Here is a 16,225-nt window from a genome sequence, read left to right as displayed (position 1 = left end):
CCCCGGCCCGCATCCGGTACGGAGGCCTCCCGGATATGGCCGACGCGCGGGGGCCCCGGGCGATAGCCTCCCCCGCATGACCGACCACGCCACGCCCCAGGGGCGTTACGAGATCTCCCCGGACCCCTCCCGGCTCGACGCCGCCCGCATCCACCACTGGCTCTCCACGGACGCCTACTGGGCGCTCGGCCGTACCCGCGGGCAACAGGACCGGGCGATAGCCGGATCCCTCAACTTCGGCGCCTACGACCGCGCCTCGGGCGCCCAGGCCGGCTACGCCCGGGTGGTGACCGACCACGCCTCCTTCGCCTGGGTCTGCGACGTGTACGTGGACCCCGGAGCCCGGGGCCACGGCCTGGGAACCCGCCTCGTCACCGCCGTCCGCGACCACCTGACCCCGCTGGGGGTACGCCGGTTCCTGCTCGCCACCAAGGACGCCCACGGGGTGTACGCCAAGCTCGGATTCGAGCCCCTCGCGGAACCGGACATGTGGATGGCCCTCCAGGTGAACTGAGCGACGGCGCCGCACCGCCCTCTTGACCGGGGCGGCGCCGCGCCCCACGATCGCGGCCATGAGTGTTCGGGTCTCGCTGGTCGCCGCAGCACGTACCTCCCCTCCGCTCGCCGAGCGTTTCGACGACGACCGGCCGCTCGACCACGCCGGCTGGCGCGAGATCCAGCTCGTCGCGCACACCCTCGTCCCGCTGGGCGCCGCCGAGCTGCGCTACTGCTCGCCCGCCCCGCGCAGCCGCGCCACCGGCGACGCCCTCGGCTTCGCCCCGCTCCTGCAACCCGCCCTGCGCGACTGCGACATGGGCCGGTGGCGCGGCCTGACCCTCGGCGAGGTGGCCGCCCGCGAACCGGCCGCCATGAGCGCCTGGATCGCGGACCCGCGTTCCGCCCCGCACGGCGGCGAGCCGCTGACCGCGTTCATCTCCCGGATAGGGGGCTGGCTCGACACCCGGCCGGTCCAGGACGGGTTCGTCGTCGCGGTCGCCGAACCCGCCGTCGTCCGCGCGGCCCTGGTCTACGCCCTGGGGGCGCCGCCCTCGGCGTACTGGCACGTGGACGTCCGGCCGCTGTCCGTCACCACCATCGCGGGGCTGCCCGGCCGCTGGCACCTCAGCGTGGAAGCGCTCCCAGGCTGACCGGCCGGGCCGGACGGCGTACCGGTGACGCGCGGGCCCTTCCCGGCGGTCCGACCGGTCGGTACGGTGCGTTGCCCGGTAGGGTGCGCAGCCCCCGAGTCGAGGAGAGCCCGTGTCGCGGATCCATGGCCACTGTGACCCCCGCTTCACCGCCGTGCGCGACGCGTTCGCCGGGAACTTCGCGGTCCGCGCCGAACTGGGCGCGGCCGTCACCGTCCTCCTCGACGGCGAGCCCGTGGTGGACCTCTGGGGCGGCTGGGCCGACGCGGACCGCGGCCGCCCCTGGGAGCGCGACACCGTCGTCAACGTGTGGTCCACGACGAAGGGGCCGACCGCCCTGTGCGCGCACATCCTGGCCGACCGCGGTCAGCTGGACCTGGACGCGCCCGTGGCGGCCTACTGGCCCGAATTCGCCGCCGCCGGCAAGGAGTCGGTCCGGGTACGGCACCTTCTGTCGCACCGCTCCGGCGTCGCCGGGCTGCGTGAGCCGCACACCCTGGCCGCGCTGTACGACTGGGAGGCGACCACGGCCGCGCTCGCGGCCACCGCACCCTGGTGGGAGCCGGGCACCCGCTCCGGGTACCACGCCCTCACCTACGGCTTCCTGGTCGGGGAGGTCGTCCGCCGGATCACCGGCCTGCTGCCCGGTGCCTTCCTGCGCCGGGAGGTCACCGGGCCGCTGGACATCGACTTCACCATCGGCCGCCCGGAACAGGACGCGCACCGGGTCGCTGAACTCGTCCGGCCCGGCACGGTCGTACGCGAACAGGCCGCCCTCTTCGCCCGGATGGAGCCGGTGGCCATCGCCTCCCTGCTCAACCCAGGCACGGGGACCGAGGCCGCCAACACCCCCGAGTGGCGCGCCGCCGAGATCCCCGCCGCCAACGGCCACGGCACCGCCCGCGCGGTCGCCGCCCTCTACGGGATCATCGCCGGACGCGGCAGCCTCGACGGCCGGCGGATCCTGTCCGAACAGGCCGCCGAACGGGTCCGCGAGGGCCAGGGCAGCTGCCGCGACCTGGTGCTGGGCACCGGGTTCACGCACGAGACCGAACTGGGCCTCGGCCTCTGGCTCAGCGGCCCGAACGGCTCCTACGGCCCCAATCCGCGCGCCGTGGGCCACGACGGGGCGGGGGGCTCCTGCGGCCTCGCGGACCCCGAGGCCGGGATCGCCCTGGGCTACGTCATGAACCGCATGGGCCCGCACATCGCCGACGACCCCCGCAAGACGGCCCTGGTCGACGCGGTGTACGGCTCGCTGGAGAACGCCGGACGCCCGGGCGCCGCCGGCCGGTGGGCTCAGTAGCCCGTCGGGCGCACCAGCCCCGTCTCGTACGCGTGCACCGCGGCCTGGGTGCGGTCGCGCAGGCCGAGCTTGACCAGGATGCGGCTCACATGGGTCTTCACGGTCTGCTCCGCCACGACCAGCCGGCCGGCGATCTCCGCGTTGGACAGGCCCTGCGCGATGAGGGACAGCACCTCCGTCTCCCGCTCCGTCAGGCCGCCGATCCGGTCCTTGTCCGGCGCCCGCGGGGCCGTGCTGACCCGGGAGAACTCCGCGATCAGCCGCTTGGTGATGTTCGGGGCGAGCAGCGCGTCCCCGGCCGCCACCACCCGTACCGCCTGGGCCAGTTCGTCGGCCGAGGCGTCCTTCAGCAGGAAGCCGGAGGCACCCGCGCGCAGGGCCTCGTACACGTACTCGTCGAGGTCGAAGGTGGTCAGCACCAGGACCTTGACCGGGGTCCTGGAGTTCCGTGCGATGCGGCGGGTGGCGTCGATGCCGCCGAGCCGGGGCATCCGGATGTCCATCAGGACGACGTCGGGGGCGAGTTCCGCGACCTGCTCGACCGCGTCCTGACCGTCCACGGCCTGTCCGACGACCTCGATGCCGGGCTCCGCGCCGAGCAGCACCGTGAATCCCTGACGGACCATCACCTGGTCGTCGGCGATCAGCACACGGATGGTCACGAGGGGTCCTCCAGGGGGAGCGTCGCCATGACTTCGTAGCCCCCGCCGGGGGTGGGGCCGTGGGTGAGGTCGCCGCCGAGCAATGCGGCGCGTTCGTACATGCCGAGCAGCCCGTGCCCGGCACCGGCGGCGGGTGCGGCGGGTGCGCGGGGGGCGGAGTTGGTGATCCGCACCGTGACGGCGGCCGTGTGGTAGCAGACCTCCACCCTCGCGCGGGCGCCCGGCGCGTGCCGCATCACGTTGCTGAGCGCCTCCTGGGTGACGCGGTACGCCGACAGCCCCACGCCGGGCGGCAGTTGCCGGGGGACGCCGGTGGTGCGGGCCGTCACGTCCACCCCGGCCGCCCGCACCGTGCCCACCAGCTCGTCCACCCGGTCCAGCGTGGGCTGCGGGGCGTGCCGTACGCCGTCGGCGAGCGCGTCCTGCGCGCGCAGCACGCCGAGGACCCGGCGCAGTTCGGCCAGTGCCTCCACGGCGTTCTCCCGGATGCCCGCCAGGTTCGCCTTCAGCTCCTCGGACGGGTGCTCGACGAGGTGCGGCGCGACCTGCGCCTGGATCGAGATCACCGACATGTGGTGGGCGACCACGTCGTGCAGCTCGCGGGCGATCCGGTTGCGCTCCTCCAGGAGCGTGCGCCGGGCGCGTTCCTCCGCCGTCAGCTCCGACTGCTCCACCAGCTCGGTGCGGGCCACCCGCAGCGCGCGCAGCGCGGCACCGATCACCACGGCGGTGACGAGGACGAGGAACGCCCGGTCCAGCGCGTGGTCGTGGCGCTGGGTGTGGTGCGCGGCCGCGAGCGCCCCGGTGAGCAGGCTGACCACGAGCGCGGTGGCCGCCCGGCGTGGGCGGACCCGCAGCGCCAGCAGGAACAGGGCGCCGCTCTGCAACGCGATCTCGGGCACGGTCGGGAAGGCGTCCGCCGGGGGCAGCACCGGCTCCGAGAGGCGCACGCTGACGACCATGAGGACCAGCGAGACCCACCACGCGTACAGCGGCCGGGACAGGCCGGCGATCAGCGTCACGGACTGGAGGAGGGCCAACAGCACCACGGACGCGGGGACGCCCGCGCCGGGCGGGATCAGGTCGTACACGTGGAACAGGGTGACGGCCGCCGCGGCGAGTGCCAGCAGCATCGCGAACACCGGCCGCCACACCGGCGCCCCCGGCCGGCCCGGGGCGGGCAGCGGGTCGACGGGTGACGCCCACAGGTCCTCGTACAGCGTGCGCGGCAGCCGTCGCAGCAGGACCACCAGCCGTCGCCCCGCCCCCGCCGCCCCCGTCATAACGCTCAGCTTAGACACGGCGCGACTCCCTGACCCGGGCCGGGGAGCCGGTGCGCACCACCGTCGAACGGCCGCCGCCCCGCGTCTCGTACGGCCCGAACACCGTCCGGAGCACCAGCAGCACCGCCGCGAACACCGGCAGCCAGGCCAGCCGTGCCAGCACCCAGCCGGGGGAATCGGGCACGGTGTGCAGGCCGGGCAGCGGGCCCCCCAGGAACAGGGCGGTGGAGGTGACCGTGATCATAGCGGTCTGGTGCCACAGGAATACGGTCATCGCGGACAGGTTCACCAGCGCCACCGCCGCCCATACCGCGGGCCGGGCCAGCACCCGGCGCAACGGCCCGAGCAGCAGCAGCGCGCCACCGCACTGGGCGAGCCCGAAGGCCACCGCGGCGAGGGTCGGCGGGTCCAGGTTGGAGAGCGTGCTCCCGGGCACCCCGACCATGGAGGCCGGATATCCGGCGAACAGCACCAGCCCGGCCGCGGCCGCCGCACCCCCGGCCAGCAGCACCCACGCGGTCCTGCGGTCCCGCAGCCCGCCCCGGGCCCACGCGGCGCCCAGGCTGTACGGGACCAGCCAGCCCGCCGCCACGTTGATCCAGCCCAGCCAGGCCGGGCCGCCCAGCCCCAGCCGGAACAGATCCACATGCAGCACCACGGCGAGCGGCCACAGCGGGTGCACCCGCGCCACCAGCGGGGTGGCCGCCGTCAGCACCATGAAGACCAGCAGGAACCACAGCGGCGACCACACCAGCTTGCCCAGCGCGCGGACGGTGTCCTGGTCCACGCCGGAGGCCAGCATCACCCCGGCCGCCACGGCCCACACGGACAGGACCACCACGACCGGGCGGAACAGCCGGACCGTCCGGGCTCTCAGCCACCGGCCGTACGACTGGCCACCGGCCCGCGCCGAGGCATAGCCCTTGGCCCCCACCACCCCGCCCACCAGGAAGAACACCGCGAGCGTCTGGAAGACCCAGGAGACCGGGGTGAACTCGGGCATGTACCGCAGCGGGCTCGCCCCGCGCAGCGTGCCGCTGTCGGAGACCAGCGCGGTCACCAGCCAGTGGCCGCACACCACCCCCAGGATGGCGAACGCGCGCAGCGCGTCCAGGGCACGGTCGCGGTCCGGAGGCGTCGCCGCGTCGATACGGCGGACGAGGTCGCCCACGCGCTCACGCACGGTCGTCCTCCGTCCCGGTGACGATGCGGGCGATGCCGCGCAGCGAGACCGAGCCGCGTCGGAGGTAGTCGCTGTGTCCGGCGTCGCCCGCGTCGAAGACCTCGGCGCCGAACTCCGGCGAGACCGGGTCGGTGCCGAACCCCAGGGAGGTGAAGCCCAGGTCCAGCCGCAGGTGCGGGATGTGCGCGATCCAGTCGCCGCCGCCCCGGCCGGCCCACACGGTGGCGCTGGTACCCAGGCCGGCGGCGCTCCCGGCCGAGGTGCCGGGGCTGCCGTACAGCACGAGGTCGGCGACGGCGAGGCCGGACGCGCCCCGGGCGCAGACCACCGAACCGTAGGAGTGGCAGAGAAGGGAGATCCGCGCGTCCGGCAGCGCCGCGCCCAACTCCCGTACGAAGGACGTCAGCTGGGGTACGGCCTGATCGGCCACCCCGGGTGTGACCGCCTGGGGGCTCACCGTCGCCGGGGTCCGGTAACCGAGCCAGGCGATGACAGCCGAGCCGCCGCCCAGCTCGTCGGTGAGCGCCTCGGCGTCCCGCTTCAGCCGCCAGTAGTGGTCGAGGTCCACACCCGCGCCCGGCACCAGGACGGCGATCCGGGTGGCCCCGGACAGGTCACCGAAGACCTCGGCGGTGCGGCCTCCGTCGCGTCCGTCGAAGGCCAGGAAGTGGCGTCCGGAAGCCGCCATGGCCCGCAGGGATTCCGCCCGCCGCCCGTCGCCGTGGTCGACGGCCGCCCGCCGCGCGGCCCGTATCTCGTCGCGGGTGGCGGCGTACCGCGTACCCAGCGCCGTGGGGGTCGCGGCCGCCAGCGGGGCGAGGGCGGCGGGCACGGGGGCCGGGACGGCGGCGGGCCGGGCCGCCCCCGACACCGGCAGCGCGACGGCCCCGGTGGCGAGCGCGGTCAGCAGCGCTCGGCGCAGACGGTGGGTGCGTGGGCGGGACGCCATGGGGTGGTCCTTCCGTACCGGGTGGTGAATCCGGTACAGAAGCTATGGACCGAGCCGTGTCGTCGGCGTCCCGCAGAAGAGCCCACCTGCGGGGTAGCTCCCGAGTACTACGGGTAGGGGGTGGGCTGCTGCCGCCACCGGGGAGTACGGCGGTATGAGAGGGCGTCAGAAAATGTGTGAGGCTACGTCAGGAGCGGTGCGCAGCCTGGGTGGTGATGGCCCGTCAGGAGGTGCGGCCGGGCCTGCCGCGCTTGGCGTTGCCCTTGCCAGAACCCTTGCCGCCGCCGGTGTTCCTGCCGCTCTTGGCGCCCCTGGTGCCCTTGGTGCTGCGCCCGCTTGCCGCGCCCGTGCCGCCGCCGGTCCGGGCGCCGCCCTTGGCCCCGCCGGCCCTGGCCCCGCCGCTCTTGGTGCCGCCCGCCGACGCACCGCGTGCCGCGCCGCCCCGGGTGGAACGCCCGGCGGCCTCCTGCGCCGCCGGGGACTTCTTCGGCCCCCGGGTGCTGTTGACGGTCCGCCCGCGCACGATCCCGATGAACTCCTCCACCAGGTCGGTGGTCCGCGCCTCGGGCCAGGACAGGGCGACCCGGGACCCGGGAACCGAGGGAGCGGAGGGGGCGGAATCCGGCCCGGCGGCCGAAAGCTCCGCGTCCGGTGCGGTGAGGGGCCGGTAGGTGAGGTCCTTGCGGTGGTACAGCCGGGCCAGCGACTGCGGTACGACGAGCAGCCCCACCCCCGCCGCCACCAGCTCGACGGCGTCGGCCGTCGTGGCGGGCCGCTCGAACGCGGGCCGGCCGGGCGGACGCTCCCACTCCAGGGTGTCGTCGAGGGGGTGCAGCACGACCTCGTCGGCCAGATCGGCGACCGACAGCTCCTCGACGGCCGCGCCGATGTGGTCCTTGGGGATCACCACCACGGTCGTCTCGGTGTAGAGCGGGATCGCGCTGAGGTCCGCACGGTCGACGGGCAGCCGCAGCAGGGCGGCGTCGGCGTCCCCGTGCCGCAGGGCGTCGGCCGCCTCGGCGGCGGCCACGGCCACGAGGGTCAGCGGGACACCGGCCAGCCGCTCGTTCCAGATCCGCACCCACTTGGTCGGGGTCATGCCCGGGACGTAGGCGAGCCGGAACGAGGGGGGTACTTCCGAGCCTGTCACCCCGCCAGGTTACCGGGGCACCCGCCGTGGTCGGAGCCGTGCCGCACGCTCGATACCCTTGACCCATGACGTCGCACCAGAGCACCCAGACCATGAAGCCCGCCACCGCGGCGAAGAAGCTGGGTGTGTACCTCGAGGCCACCCCCACGGAGTTCCAGGAAGGCGTCGTCTCGCGCACCGAGCTGAACGCGCTGCAAGCCGACCCGCCGGCCTGGCTGCGGGACCTGCGCCGCACCGGGCCGCACCCCCGGCCGGTGGTCGCCTCCAAGCTCGGCGTCTCCATCGCGGGCCTCGCCCGGGGCGGGGTCACGGAGCCCCTCACCACCGAGCAGATCGACGCCCTGAAGCAGGAGAACCCCGACTGGCTCCAGAAGGAGCGCGCCACCCAGGCGGAGGTCCGCAAGGAGACGGAGCGGATCAAGGCGCGCGACGCGGCCCGCGCCGCCGAGCGCGCGGGTGGCGACTCCACCGACTCCTGACGGACGCGCCGGCCCGGGACACGACACACGACCGGGCCGCTCCGTCGCCCGGCCCGGGACACGGCACACGGCCCGGCCGCTCCGTCGTCCCGCTCCTCCGGGTCCGTCCGACTCCCCGCCGGTGCACAAGGCGCTCCGGCGGATCGCCCGACGCCCCGTGCGACGGCCCCGGCCCTCTCGGTCTGCCTGGCGGACCCGCGGGCGGGGCCGACCGGCCCCGGCGGGCCCCCTCGGGCCCCGCGCCCCAACTCAGCCGGTGGCCGCGCCGAACCAGGTGGACAGGGCGCCGAGCAGTTCCCGCCGGTCCTCACCGGCCCACGCGACATGACCGTCCGGCCGCAGCAGCACGGCGGGCACGTCCAGCTCCTCGCTGTGATCCACGACATGGTCCACCCGGTCCGCCCAGCCGGCCACCGAGAGCCCGCCGGTCCGGTCCAGGAGCAGCCCTCGGCCCGTATGCATCAGCCCGTACAGAGGCCCCCGCTTCAGTTCCACGTCCCGCATCCTGCGGCCGAGCAGTTCGTGGCCGTCGCCGAGGTCGTAGCGGACGTCCACGGCGGTGATCATCCCGGTCACGTACCGGTTCACCTCCTCGAAGTCCATCAGCGTCGAGAACAGCTCGCGCAGCGCGGCCGGCCCGGGCTCGGTCCCCAGCAGCGTGATCTGCGCGCGGGTGCTGTCCAGCACGCGGGCGCCCACCGGGTGCCGCTCGGTGTGGTAGCTGTCCAGCAGCCCGTCCGGAGCCCAGCCGGCCACCTCGGCGGCCAGCTTCCAGCCGAGGTTGAACGCGTCCTGGACACCGAGGTTGAGCCCCTGCCCGCCGGTCGGCGGATGGATGTGCGCCGCGTCCCCGGCCAGCAGCACCCGGCCGACCCGGTAGCGCTCGGCCTGCCGGGTGGCGTCGCTGAACCGGGACAGCCAGCGCGGTGAGCGCGCGCCGAAGTCGGTACCGGCCACCGCCCGGAGCCGCTGCCTGAACTCCTCCAGGGTCGGCGCGGTCGCCCGGTCCTCTGCCACGCCGTCGGCGGGCACGACGACGCGGTACACCCCCTCCTTCCCGCCCGCGTCGGGAGCGGCCCCGAACCGCAGTTGGGTCCTGCGGACCCTCGCCACGACGGCGGAGACCGTCGCCGGGTCCTCGGCCAGCTCCATCTCGCCCAGCAGCGTCTCGACCTTGGCGGGTTCGCCGGGGAAGCCGACGCCGAGGAGCTTGCGCACCGTGCTGCGCCCGCCGTCGCACCCGACGACGTAGCGCGAGCGCAGCCGCGTACCGTCCGCCAGCTCGACGGTCACGCCGTCCTCGTCCTGGTCCAGCCCGACCACTTCGCAGCCACGCCGGATCTCCGTACCGAGTTCGCGGGCGCGCTCTTCGAGCAGCCGCTCGGTCACCGGCTGCGGGGTGGCGAGGCCGTACGGGTGGGCGGTGTCCAGGCGGTCGGGCCACGGCTTCATGATGCCGCCGAAGAGGCCGCCGACCTGGAACTTCTTACTGACGGCCAGGAAGCGGCCGAGCAGCCCGCGCTGGTCCATCACCTCGACGCTGCGCGCGTGCAGACCCTGCCCCCGGGACTGCCCGGTGGGCTCGGTGAGCTTCTCCAGTACCAGCACGCGCACCGCGTGCAGCCGTAGTTCGCAGGCCAGCATCAGTCCGGTCGGTCCGCCGCCGACCACGATCACGTCACTCATCAGTACGCCCATTTCAACGAAGGTGGAGGCCGGCCGCAGGCCGCCGCGCGCGCCCCGGCCACCCGCAGGGATCCCGCGACCGCGCGGCGCGTTCCAGCGGGGTCGCGCCCGGTACGGCCCGTACACCGACAACGGCGTACATACGCCGCAGCTCTGGCATTTCCGCAGGTCGCGGCTTCGGTCGGTCATTCTGCGGCACCACCGGGGCCTTGCCGCAAGCCCCCTGGTGCGCTATACCTTGAGAGTGGCAAGGAGCGGATGTCCCTCCTTGCCTTCGTCATGTCCGGCCTGCGTCATCTCCGGGCCTGTGTTATTTCCGGCCACCTCGCGCGGTGAGTTCCGCGACGAGCCCGGCCGATTCGGTCGACCGCACCGGTGCCGCCCGCCGCCCCCTCCTGCCGTAGGTTCCGGACCATGGACACGAACACGCGGCCCGAGACGATCGAGCTGATCCGGCTGGCCGACCCCTGCCAGAGCGTCAGCGTCCGCCTGCGTTCGGCCGAGCCCACCCTCGAAAGCCTGGGTGTCCGGTACTACGACGCGGAGGCCGTCGTCACGAGCGACTTCGTCAACGGAACCGTCCGCCTCGGGTTCGACTCCGAGGACCTCTCGGACTGGGGTCAACTGCTGGACGCCGTCGAGGAGGCCGGACGGGACGCGGAGCAGGAGGCCGGTCCCGAGGAGCCGTTCACGGCGGACTGGCCCCGGTCGGGCCGCACCGCCTACCTGCGCGTCGTCTGCGGCGACCCCTACGTGGTCGAAGTCCGGGACGGTACCGGCACCGGGGTCGTCGTCTCCGTACCGCTCGACATGGGCGAGGGGTGGACGGCCGAATCCAGGGAGCGTCTGGCGGCGGCCCGTGCCGCTCTCGGCCGTATCCGGACAGGGTGACCGCAGCATGCGGGGCGCGGGCAGGAGCCGTCACCAAGGGTTCGGGCCCCGGAGGACGGCCCGAAGCCCGCCCCTTTGCCCCCGGTCCACTCGTCTACGGCGACTCCCACCGCTGCCAGAGCATCTCCAGCCCCAGCACGATCGCGCACAGCACCGCCACGGACCCGGGAACGGCCACGAACACCACATGGATCGCTCTGTTCTCGTCCGGGAGGAAGAGGTCCACCCAGCCCAGGGCCAGGGCCAGTGCGGTGGCGATCCCGCCGACGCGGGAGGACCACTCGAAGAGTCGTGCGTGCCATGGCTTCGAGTCCGCGGAGTCCCTCGATCGCACGTCGATGCTGAAGAAGATCAGCAGGACGGCGAGGAACGAGATCAGGGTGACCATGTCGGCTGACGGCATCGGGCGCATATCGTGACCCTAGGGGCATTCCCGTCATCTCCGAGGGGTACGCGACGGCGGCCACGGCACGTCGCCGCCTTGCGCCCGTACCTCGGTGACGACGGGCCAGCCCTTACCCGTCGTCACCGGTGGACCCGTTCAGACCCGGGCGCCGGTTCCTCCTGGAGTGCCGCACCACCGTGCCCGCGGCGAGCGTCATGGTCGCCACGGCGCGTACCCAGCGGGGGCCGCCGCGCTCCGCCCACACCACGCACGCGCACCCGGCGACAGCGAGCGCCAGGACCCCGAGCAGTACCAGAACGACCATGCTCCCCACCTCTGCGTTCGTTCAGTCGGTCCCGCTGATCGTCTCAGGTCGCGCTCGGTCTCCTCCCGGTGGTGACCGAGGCCTCCGGCCGGCACACGGTGATCCGCACCGATGTGTGTCAGGGCGCTGGAGAATTCTCGGGCCACGTGACCCACGGCCCGCGTCCGGACGCCCCGCGCGGCCCGCACCGTCTGTTCCGTCATGTCTACGGGCGCGGTGGGCGTTTGGGCGACGGGCTCTGGTCGGCCCGTCGAAGTGCTGGGCCGGACGCGTTCCCGCCGTGTCGTGCGACGCCCGGCCCCGCCCACCCGGCCCGTAGCGCCGTCAGCCCAGCAGCGCGAACAGCCGCCCCAGCGCCTCCACGACGGGCCTGCCCACCTCGCCCACGGTCGCCGCGATCTGCGAGACGGACGCCAGGATCATGCCGCGCTCACGCAGGGCGGCCCGGTCGGGGGTGAGCGCGGGCAGCGCGTTCCCCACGGTCCGGGCCTGGTCCGGGGTGAGCGCCGGGCGCAGGTCGGTGAGGAGGCGGATGAGGTCCGTCACGGCGGCTTGGAGCTCGGTGTCCTGAGCGGTGCCGTCGTTGTGCACGACGGTGCCGTGGTTGATGCCGACGACCTTCTCGCCGCCGTTCACGTTGACGACGTCTCCGTAGTAGTTCGATGTGTCGCTCATAGTTTGATCCCCGCGTTTCCCCTGCCGCCGTTCATGTTGACCACGGAACCGAAGTTGTTTGTCGTGTTGTACTGCTCGAGGACGGCGGAGAACTCGTATTCGGGGTGGTCGATCGCGTACACGATCTGCCCGGCGATTGCCCGCAGTTCGTCCATGGTCGGCAGGGTCAGGACCACCCTGGAACCGCTGTTCAGCTCGACGACCAGCACCGGCTTCCTCGACCAGAGCAGGACGGCGCAGACGATGACCAGCGTGAACAGGATCAGGACGCCCGGGGCGGGGCCGCGGCCCCCATCCGTGGAGTCGAGCCGGGCGGAGACCAAGAAGGCGATGGCCACCAGCAGCAGGAAGTAGACGGCGGCCTTGCCCCAGGCGGGCTTCAGCCTGAACACCTCGACCCAGCTGACGTTGCGCAACGGGACCGCCGCCGACCCCACCCACAGGATCTGCCGCTGGACCCGGAGTTCCAGCGGCTTTCCCCTGCGGGGAGGCAGCGGCATCGGCGGTATCTGAGGAGGCGGCTGAGACGGGGGCCGGGGCGGAGGCTGTGGCGGAGGCCCAGGAGGTGGTGCGCCGATGCCGCCGGTGTGATCCATGATCCCCCCGTGTCGTCACGACCACCCGCGCGGTGCATGGCGCGGGAGCATCATTAAGCCCGTGCGGGACGTGGGACGGCAGGCGAATTACGGCCAATTTCATCGACGCCATCCCTTCTCCCTCTCGCTTGACCAGGCGGCGAGTTCGACGGCGACGACGGCCCGGACGACGGCCCGGACGACGGCGAAGATCCGGGTGGTGCCGCAGCGGAGTTTCCGCCAGGGTGGTCCACCACGTGTGCCACCGATACGCGGGCCGAGTCCGGCCGGTCACGCCGTCTCGTCGCTCCCCGGACCCGACCGGTCGGCGCCGCCCGGACGGCGGTGTGGTGGCTGTTCGGGTGTGGGCCGCCGCTTCGGCGCGGAGATGGCGAGGGTGACGGGCCCGTCCCCGTTCACGTGCGCCTCCGTTCCGTGGTGGTGGATCGTCAGGGGATCGCCGAGCAGCAGCGAGTACGTCGCCTTGCCGGGGCCGATCTCCACCTGCAGGCACCGGCCGCGGAACTGGAGCCGGAAGGCGAGGCGGCTGAACTTCTCGGGCAGCCGGGGCGCGAAGCGCAGGCTGTCGCCCTCCCGGCGGGTGCCGCCGAAGCCGGCGACCAGTGCCACCCACGTACCGGCCAGCGAGGCGATGTGCAGTCCGTCGCGGGTGTTGTGCTCCAGGTCGGCCAGGTCCATCAGGGCGGCCTCGGTGGCGTAGTCGTAGGCCAGCCGCAGATGTCCGGTCCGGGCGGCGACGACGGCCTGGCAGCACGCGGACAGGGAGGAGTCCCGGACGGTCAGCGGCTCGTAGTAGGCGAAGTTCGCGGCCATCTGGTCGTCGTCGCAGTGGGCTTCGAACCAGTTGCCGCAGGTGTACATGGCCAGCACGAGGTCGGACTGCTTGACCACCTGCTTGCGGTAGATGTCGAAGTAGGGGAAGTGCAGCATCAGCGGGTACTGGTCGGCGCCCGTGCCCGCGAAGTCCCAGCGCTGGTGGTGGGTGAATCCGGCGTGCTGTTCGTGGACGCCGATCTCCTTGTTGTAGGGGATGTGCATGGCCTCGGCGGCGTCCCGCCAGGCGGCGCTCTCCTCCGCGTCCACGCCGAGCCGGGCCGCCTCCTCCGGATGGCGTTCGCACACGTCGGCCGCGGCGAGGAGGTTGGAGCGTGCCATGAGGTTGGTGTACGTGTTGTCGTCGACGACGGCGCTGTACTCGTCCGGCCCCGTGACGCCGTCGATGTGGAACACACCGTGGTGGTCGTGGTGGCCCAGCGAGCGCCACAGCCGGGCCGTCTCCACCAGGAGTTCCAGGGCGGTCTCGCGTTCGAAACCGGTGTCGCCGGTCGCCGCCGTGTAGCGCACCGCGGCGTGCGCGATGTCGGCGGCCACGTGGAAGGCGGCGGTGCCGGCCGGCCAGTACGCGGAGCCCTCCGAGCCGTCGATGGTCCGCCACGGGAACGCGGCGCCGCGCAGCCCGAGCTGGGTGGCGCGGTCCCGGGCGGCGGGCAGGGTGGCCTGCCGCCAGCGCAGCGCCTCGGCGACCGCCTTGGGTGCGGTGTAGGTGAGGAGGGGCAGCACGAACATCTCGGTGTCCCAGAAGGCATGGCCGTCGTATCCGGAACCGGTCAGGCCCTTGGCCGGGATCGCGCGCTGTTCGGCGCGGGCGCCGGCCTGCAGCACATGGAACAGGGCGAAGCGGACGGCCTGCTGGATCTCCTCGTCACCGTGCACCTCGACGTCGGCGTTGGCCCAGAAGTCGTCGAGGTAGGCGCGCTGCTGGGCCACCAGCCCGTCCCAGCCGCCGTGTGCGGCGGCGGCCAGCGCGGCCTCGACCTGGTCGCTCATCGCGGGCCGGGAGCGGGCGCCCGACCAGCCGTAGGCGACGGTCTTCCGCACCCGGAGCCGCTGTCCCGGGTCCAGGACGGAGGTGATGGTCAGGCGGGCGACGTCCGCGTCGCTCTCACTGCTGGTGGTGATCTCCCCGGGGCCGTCGACGACGTGGTCGGCGGCCACGGCGACCCTGAGGCCGCTGTGCCGGGTGCGGTGGACCAGGCGCAGCCGCGACCCCATGGCCAGGTTCTCCTCCGGCTCCAGCGGCGACTGGAGCGCCTTGGCCGTCCGCGGGTCGCCGTCGGAGGAGGGCAGGCTCTCGTTGGTGACCAGCTCCGACTGGATGACCACCCGGGTCCGGCTGTCGACGGGCTCGACCTCGTACTCCACGGCGGCGATGGAGCGCTGGGTCAGGGAGACGAGGCGAGTGGAACGCACCCGTACGGTCGTACCGGCCGGGGAGGTCCACTCGCAGCTCCGCTCCAGCACGCCGCGCCTGAAGTCCAGGGTGCGTTCGTGCTTGCCGAGCCGCCCGTAGCGCAGGTCGAAGGGCTCGTCGTCGACCAGGAGCCGCAGCAGCTTGCCGTTGGTGACGTTGATGACGGTCTGGCCCGACTCGGGGTAGCCGTAACCCGCTTCGGCGTAGGGGAGCGGGTGCAGTTCGTACACGCCGTTGAGGTAGCTGCCGGGCAGGCCGTGCGGTTCGCCCTCGTCGAGGTTGCCGCGCCAGCCGACATGCCCGTTGGACAGGGCGAAGACGGACTCGCTCTGCGCCAGGAGGTCGAGGTCGAGCTCCGTCTCGCGCACGCGCCAGGGCTCCACGGTGTACGTCCGGTTGGTGATCACGCGCGGCCTCCGAGTTCGGCGAGGTCCTTGACGACACGGTCGGCGCCGTGGGCGTAGAGGGCGTCGGTCTGCCCGACGCGGTCCACGCCGACGACGAATCCGAAGTGCCCGGACCGGCCCGCGTCCATGCCGGCCAGCGCGTCCTCGAAGACGGCGGCGTGGGACGGCTCGACGCCGAGGTCGCGGGCGGCCGCCAGGAAGGTGTCGGGGTGTGGTTTGCCCGGCAGTTTCCGTTCCCTGGCCACCACGCCGTCGACCCGCACGTCGAACAGCCGCTCGGCGTCGATGGAGTGCAGCACGTCGCGGGTGTTGGCGCTGGAGGAGACGATCGCGGTGGCGAGTCCGGCGGCGCGGACCGCGTCGATGTAGCGCAGCGTGCCCTCGTACGGTTCCACGCCGTCGGTGCGGATCTTCTCCAGGAGGAGTTCGTTCTTGCGGTTGCCGATGCCGTTGACGCTCCGTGTGTCCGGCGGATCGTCGGAGGTGCCCTCGGGCAGCTCGATGCCCCGGGAGGCGAGGAAGGAGCGGACGCCGTCGGCGCGGGGACGGCCGTCGACGTACTGGTCGTAGTCGGAGTCGGTGAAGGGGCGGAAGTCCTCTCCGTCCCGTTCGCGCAGGAAGGCGTCGAAGGTCGCCTTCCAGGCGGCGGCGTGCACCACCGCCGTTCTGGTGACCACCCCGTCGAGGTCGAAGAGGCAGGCCTGGATGCCTTCGGGAAGTCCGAGCTGCGTCGTCATACCTTCACAGTTCCCCGCCGGGGCGGGTCCGATCGGATGACACGCTGTGGGATGCGCCGCCGATCTCCGCCGGCCCGCTCGCCCGCGCCCGCCGCCTCCCGGGGACGGGCGG

The 16,225-nt window shown here is 73.4% G+C and carries 17 protein-coding genes; 5 read left to right on the top strand and 12 right to left on the bottom strand.

Going from position 1 to position 16,225, the window contains the following annotated elements; all coding sequences use genetic code 11:
* Positions 1 to 76: 76 nt before the first annotated feature.
* From B9S64_RS04505 to B9S64_RS04495, 3 genes are all read left to right on the top strand, one after another.
* Positions 77 to 514, top strand: a complete 438-nt coding sequence (locus B9S64_RS04505) for a GNAT family N-acetyltransferase (protein WP_103490538.1) — start codon at positions 77 to 79, stop codon at positions 512 to 514.
* Between the two features lie 58 nt (positions 515 to 572).
* On the top strand, positions 573 to 1,148 hold the full coding sequence (locus B9S64_RS04500; RefSeq protein WP_028444080.1) for a histidine phosphatase family protein: 576 nt from the start codon (positions 573 to 575) through the stop codon (positions 1,146 to 1,148).
* Positions 1,149 to 1,260: 112 nt separating this feature from the next.
* Positions 1,261 to 2,454, top strand: a complete 1,194-nt coding sequence (locus tag B9S64_RS04495) for a serine hydrolase domain-containing protein (RefSeq protein WP_103490537.1) — start codon at positions 1,261 to 1,263, stop codon at positions 2,452 to 2,454.
* Here the strand turns inward: B9S64_RS04495 and B9S64_RS04490 are convergent.
* From B9S64_RS04490 to B9S64_RS04470, 5 genes are all read right to left on the bottom strand, one after another.
* Positions 2,448 to 3,116 (bottom strand): response regulator transcription factor, encoded by a 669-nt coding sequence (locus B9S64_RS04490; protein ID WP_103490536.1) that lies wholly within the window; start codon positions 3,114 to 3,116, stop codon positions 2,448 to 2,450. The two genes, B9S64_RS04495 and B9S64_RS04490, sit on opposite strands and share 7 nt — an antisense overlap.
* Complete coding sequence (locus tag B9S64_RS04485; RefSeq protein ID WP_308460749.1) at positions 3,113 to 4,417, bottom strand: histidine kinase; 1,305 nt, start codon at positions 4,415 to 4,417, stop codon at positions 3,113 to 3,115. Before B9S64_RS04485 ends, B9S64_RS04490 begins: the two co-directional genes overlap by 4 nt.
* Entirely contained in the window at positions 4,410 to 5,570 is a 1,161-nt protein-coding gene (locus B9S64_RS04480) for an acyltransferase (protein ID WP_181012232.1), read from the bottom strand. Before B9S64_RS04480 ends, B9S64_RS04485 begins: the two co-directional genes overlap by 8 nt.
* A gap of 4 nt (positions 5,571 to 5,574) precedes the next feature.
* On the bottom strand, positions 5,575 to 6,531 hold the full coding sequence (locus B9S64_RS04475) for an alpha/beta hydrolase (protein WP_109491969.1): 957 nt from the start codon (positions 6,529 to 6,531) through the stop codon (positions 5,575 to 5,577).
* Positions 6,532 to 6,754: 223 nt separating this feature from the next.
* Positions 6,755 to 7,681, bottom strand: a complete 927-nt coding sequence (locus B9S64_RS04470; protein WP_103505002.1) for a LysR substrate-binding domain-containing protein — start codon at positions 7,679 to 7,681, stop codon at positions 6,755 to 6,757.
* 65 nt (positions 7,682 to 7,746) lie between these two features.
* Here B9S64_RS04470 and B9S64_RS04465 point away from each other — a divergent pair, with 65 nt between their 5' ends.
* Positions 7,747 to 8,160, top strand: a complete 414-nt coding sequence (locus B9S64_RS04465) for a DUF5997 family protein (RefSeq protein WP_037875759.1) — start codon at positions 7,747 to 7,749, stop codon at positions 8,158 to 8,160.
* 249 nt (positions 8,161 to 8,409) lie between these two features.
* Here the strand turns inward: B9S64_RS04465 and rox are convergent, their stop codons facing one another.
* A complete protein-coding gene (gene rox, locus B9S64_RS04460; RefSeq protein WP_103492075.1) occupies positions 8,410 to 9,846 on the bottom strand; it encodes a rifampin monooxygenase in 1,437 nt (478 codons plus the stop codon).
* Positions 9,847 to 10,260: 414 nt separating this feature from the next.
* Between rox and B9S64_RS04455 the strand changes: the two genes are divergently transcribed.
* The gene (locus B9S64_RS04455; RefSeq protein ID WP_103492074.1) at positions 10,261 to 10,737 is read left to right on the top strand and encodes a DUF5959 family protein; all 477 of its coding nucleotides are present in this window, start codon (positions 10,261 to 10,263) and stop codon (positions 10,735 to 10,737) included.
* 94 nt (positions 10,738 to 10,831) lie between these two features.
* Here B9S64_RS04455 and B9S64_RS04450 read toward each other — a convergent pair whose 3' ends face one another.
* From B9S64_RS04450 to B9S64_RS04425, 6 genes are all read right to left on the bottom strand, one after another.
* Complete coding sequence (locus B9S64_RS04450) at positions 10,832 to 11,140, bottom strand: hypothetical protein (RefSeq protein ID WP_228873506.1); 309 nt, start codon at positions 11,138 to 11,140, stop codon at positions 10,832 to 10,834.
* 112 nt (positions 11,141 to 11,252) lie between these two features.
* Positions 11,253 to 11,447, bottom strand: coding sequence for a hypothetical protein (locus tag B9S64_RS04445; RefSeq protein ID WP_181012341.1), 195 nt, complete (start codon positions 11,445 to 11,447; stop codon positions 11,253 to 11,255).
* Positions 11,448 to 11,771: 324 nt separating this feature from the next.
* A complete protein-coding gene (locus B9S64_RS04440; RefSeq protein WP_103492071.1) occupies positions 11,772 to 12,122 on the bottom strand; it encodes a hypothetical protein in 351 nt (116 codons plus the stop codon).
* Complete coding sequence (locus tag B9S64_RS04435; protein WP_103492070.1) at positions 12,119 to 12,622, bottom strand: DUF6232 family protein; 504 nt, start codon at positions 12,620 to 12,622, stop codon at positions 12,119 to 12,121. Before B9S64_RS04435 ends, B9S64_RS04440 begins: the two co-directional genes overlap by 4 nt.
* 366 nt (positions 12,623 to 12,988) lie before the next feature.
* On the bottom strand, positions 12,989 to 15,376 hold the full coding sequence (locus B9S64_RS04430; RefSeq protein WP_103492069.1) for a glycoside hydrolase family 65 protein: 2,388 nt from the start codon (positions 15,374 to 15,376) through the stop codon (positions 12,989 to 12,991).
* Entirely contained in the window at positions 15,373 to 16,113 is a 741-nt protein-coding gene (locus B9S64_RS04425) for a beta-phosphoglucomutase family hydrolase (protein ID WP_103492068.1), read from the bottom strand. Before B9S64_RS04425 ends, B9S64_RS04430 begins: the two co-directional genes overlap by 4 nt.
* Positions 16,114 to 16,225 lie beyond the last annotated feature (112 nt).

The sequence above is a fragment of the Streptomyces sp. SM18 genome (genome assembly GCF_002910775.2).
Taxonomy (GTDB): Bacteria; Actinomycetota; Actinomycetes; order Streptomycetales; family Streptomycetaceae; genus Streptomyces; species Streptomyces halstedii.
The sequence above is the reverse complement of the archived record's forward strand: the minus strand, read 5'-3'. Positions and strand labels throughout refer to the sequence as shown.

Coding starts and splice junctions, on each gene's coding strand:
- B9S64_RS04505 (WP_103490538.1), top strand. CDS start 77: ATGACCGACCACGCCACGCCCCAGGGGCGTTACGAGATCTCCCCGGAC.
- B9S64_RS04500 (WP_028444080.1), top strand. CDS start 573: ATGAGTGTTCGGGTCTCGCTGGTCGCCGCAGCACGTACCTCCCCTCCG.
- B9S64_RS04475 (WP_109491969.1), bottom strand. CDS start 6,531: ATGGCGTCCCGCCCACGCACCCACCGTCTGCGCCGAGCGCTGCTGACC.
- B9S64_RS04465 (WP_037875759.1), top strand. CDS start 7,747: ATGACGTCGCACCAGAGCACCCAGACCATGAAGCCCGCCACCGCGGCG.
- rox (WP_103492075.1), bottom strand. CDS start 9,846: ATGAGTGACGTGATCGTGGTCGGCGGCGGACCGACCGGACTGATGCTG.
- B9S64_RS04455 (WP_103492074.1), top strand. CDS start 10,261: ATGGACACGAACACGCGGCCCGAGACGATCGAGCTGATCCGGCTGGCC.
- B9S64_RS04450 (WP_228873506.1), bottom strand. CDS start 11,140: ATGCCGTCAGCCGACATGGTCACCCTGATCTCGTTCCTCGCCGTCCTG.
- B9S64_RS04445 (WP_181012341.1), bottom strand. CDS start 11,447: ATGGTCGTTCTGGTACTGCTCGGGGTCCTGGCGCTCGCTGTCGCCGGG.
- B9S64_RS04440 (WP_103492071.1), bottom strand. CDS start 12,122: ATGAGCGACACATCGAACTACTACGGAGACGTCGTCAACGTGAACGGC.
- B9S64_RS04435 (WP_103492070.1), bottom strand. CDS start 12,622: ATGCCGCTGCCTCCCCGCAGGGGAAAGCCGCTGGAACTCCGGGTCCAG.
- B9S64_RS04425 (WP_103492068.1), bottom strand. CDS start 16,113: ATGACGACGCAGCTCGGACTTCCCGAAGGCATCCAGGCCTGCCTCTTC.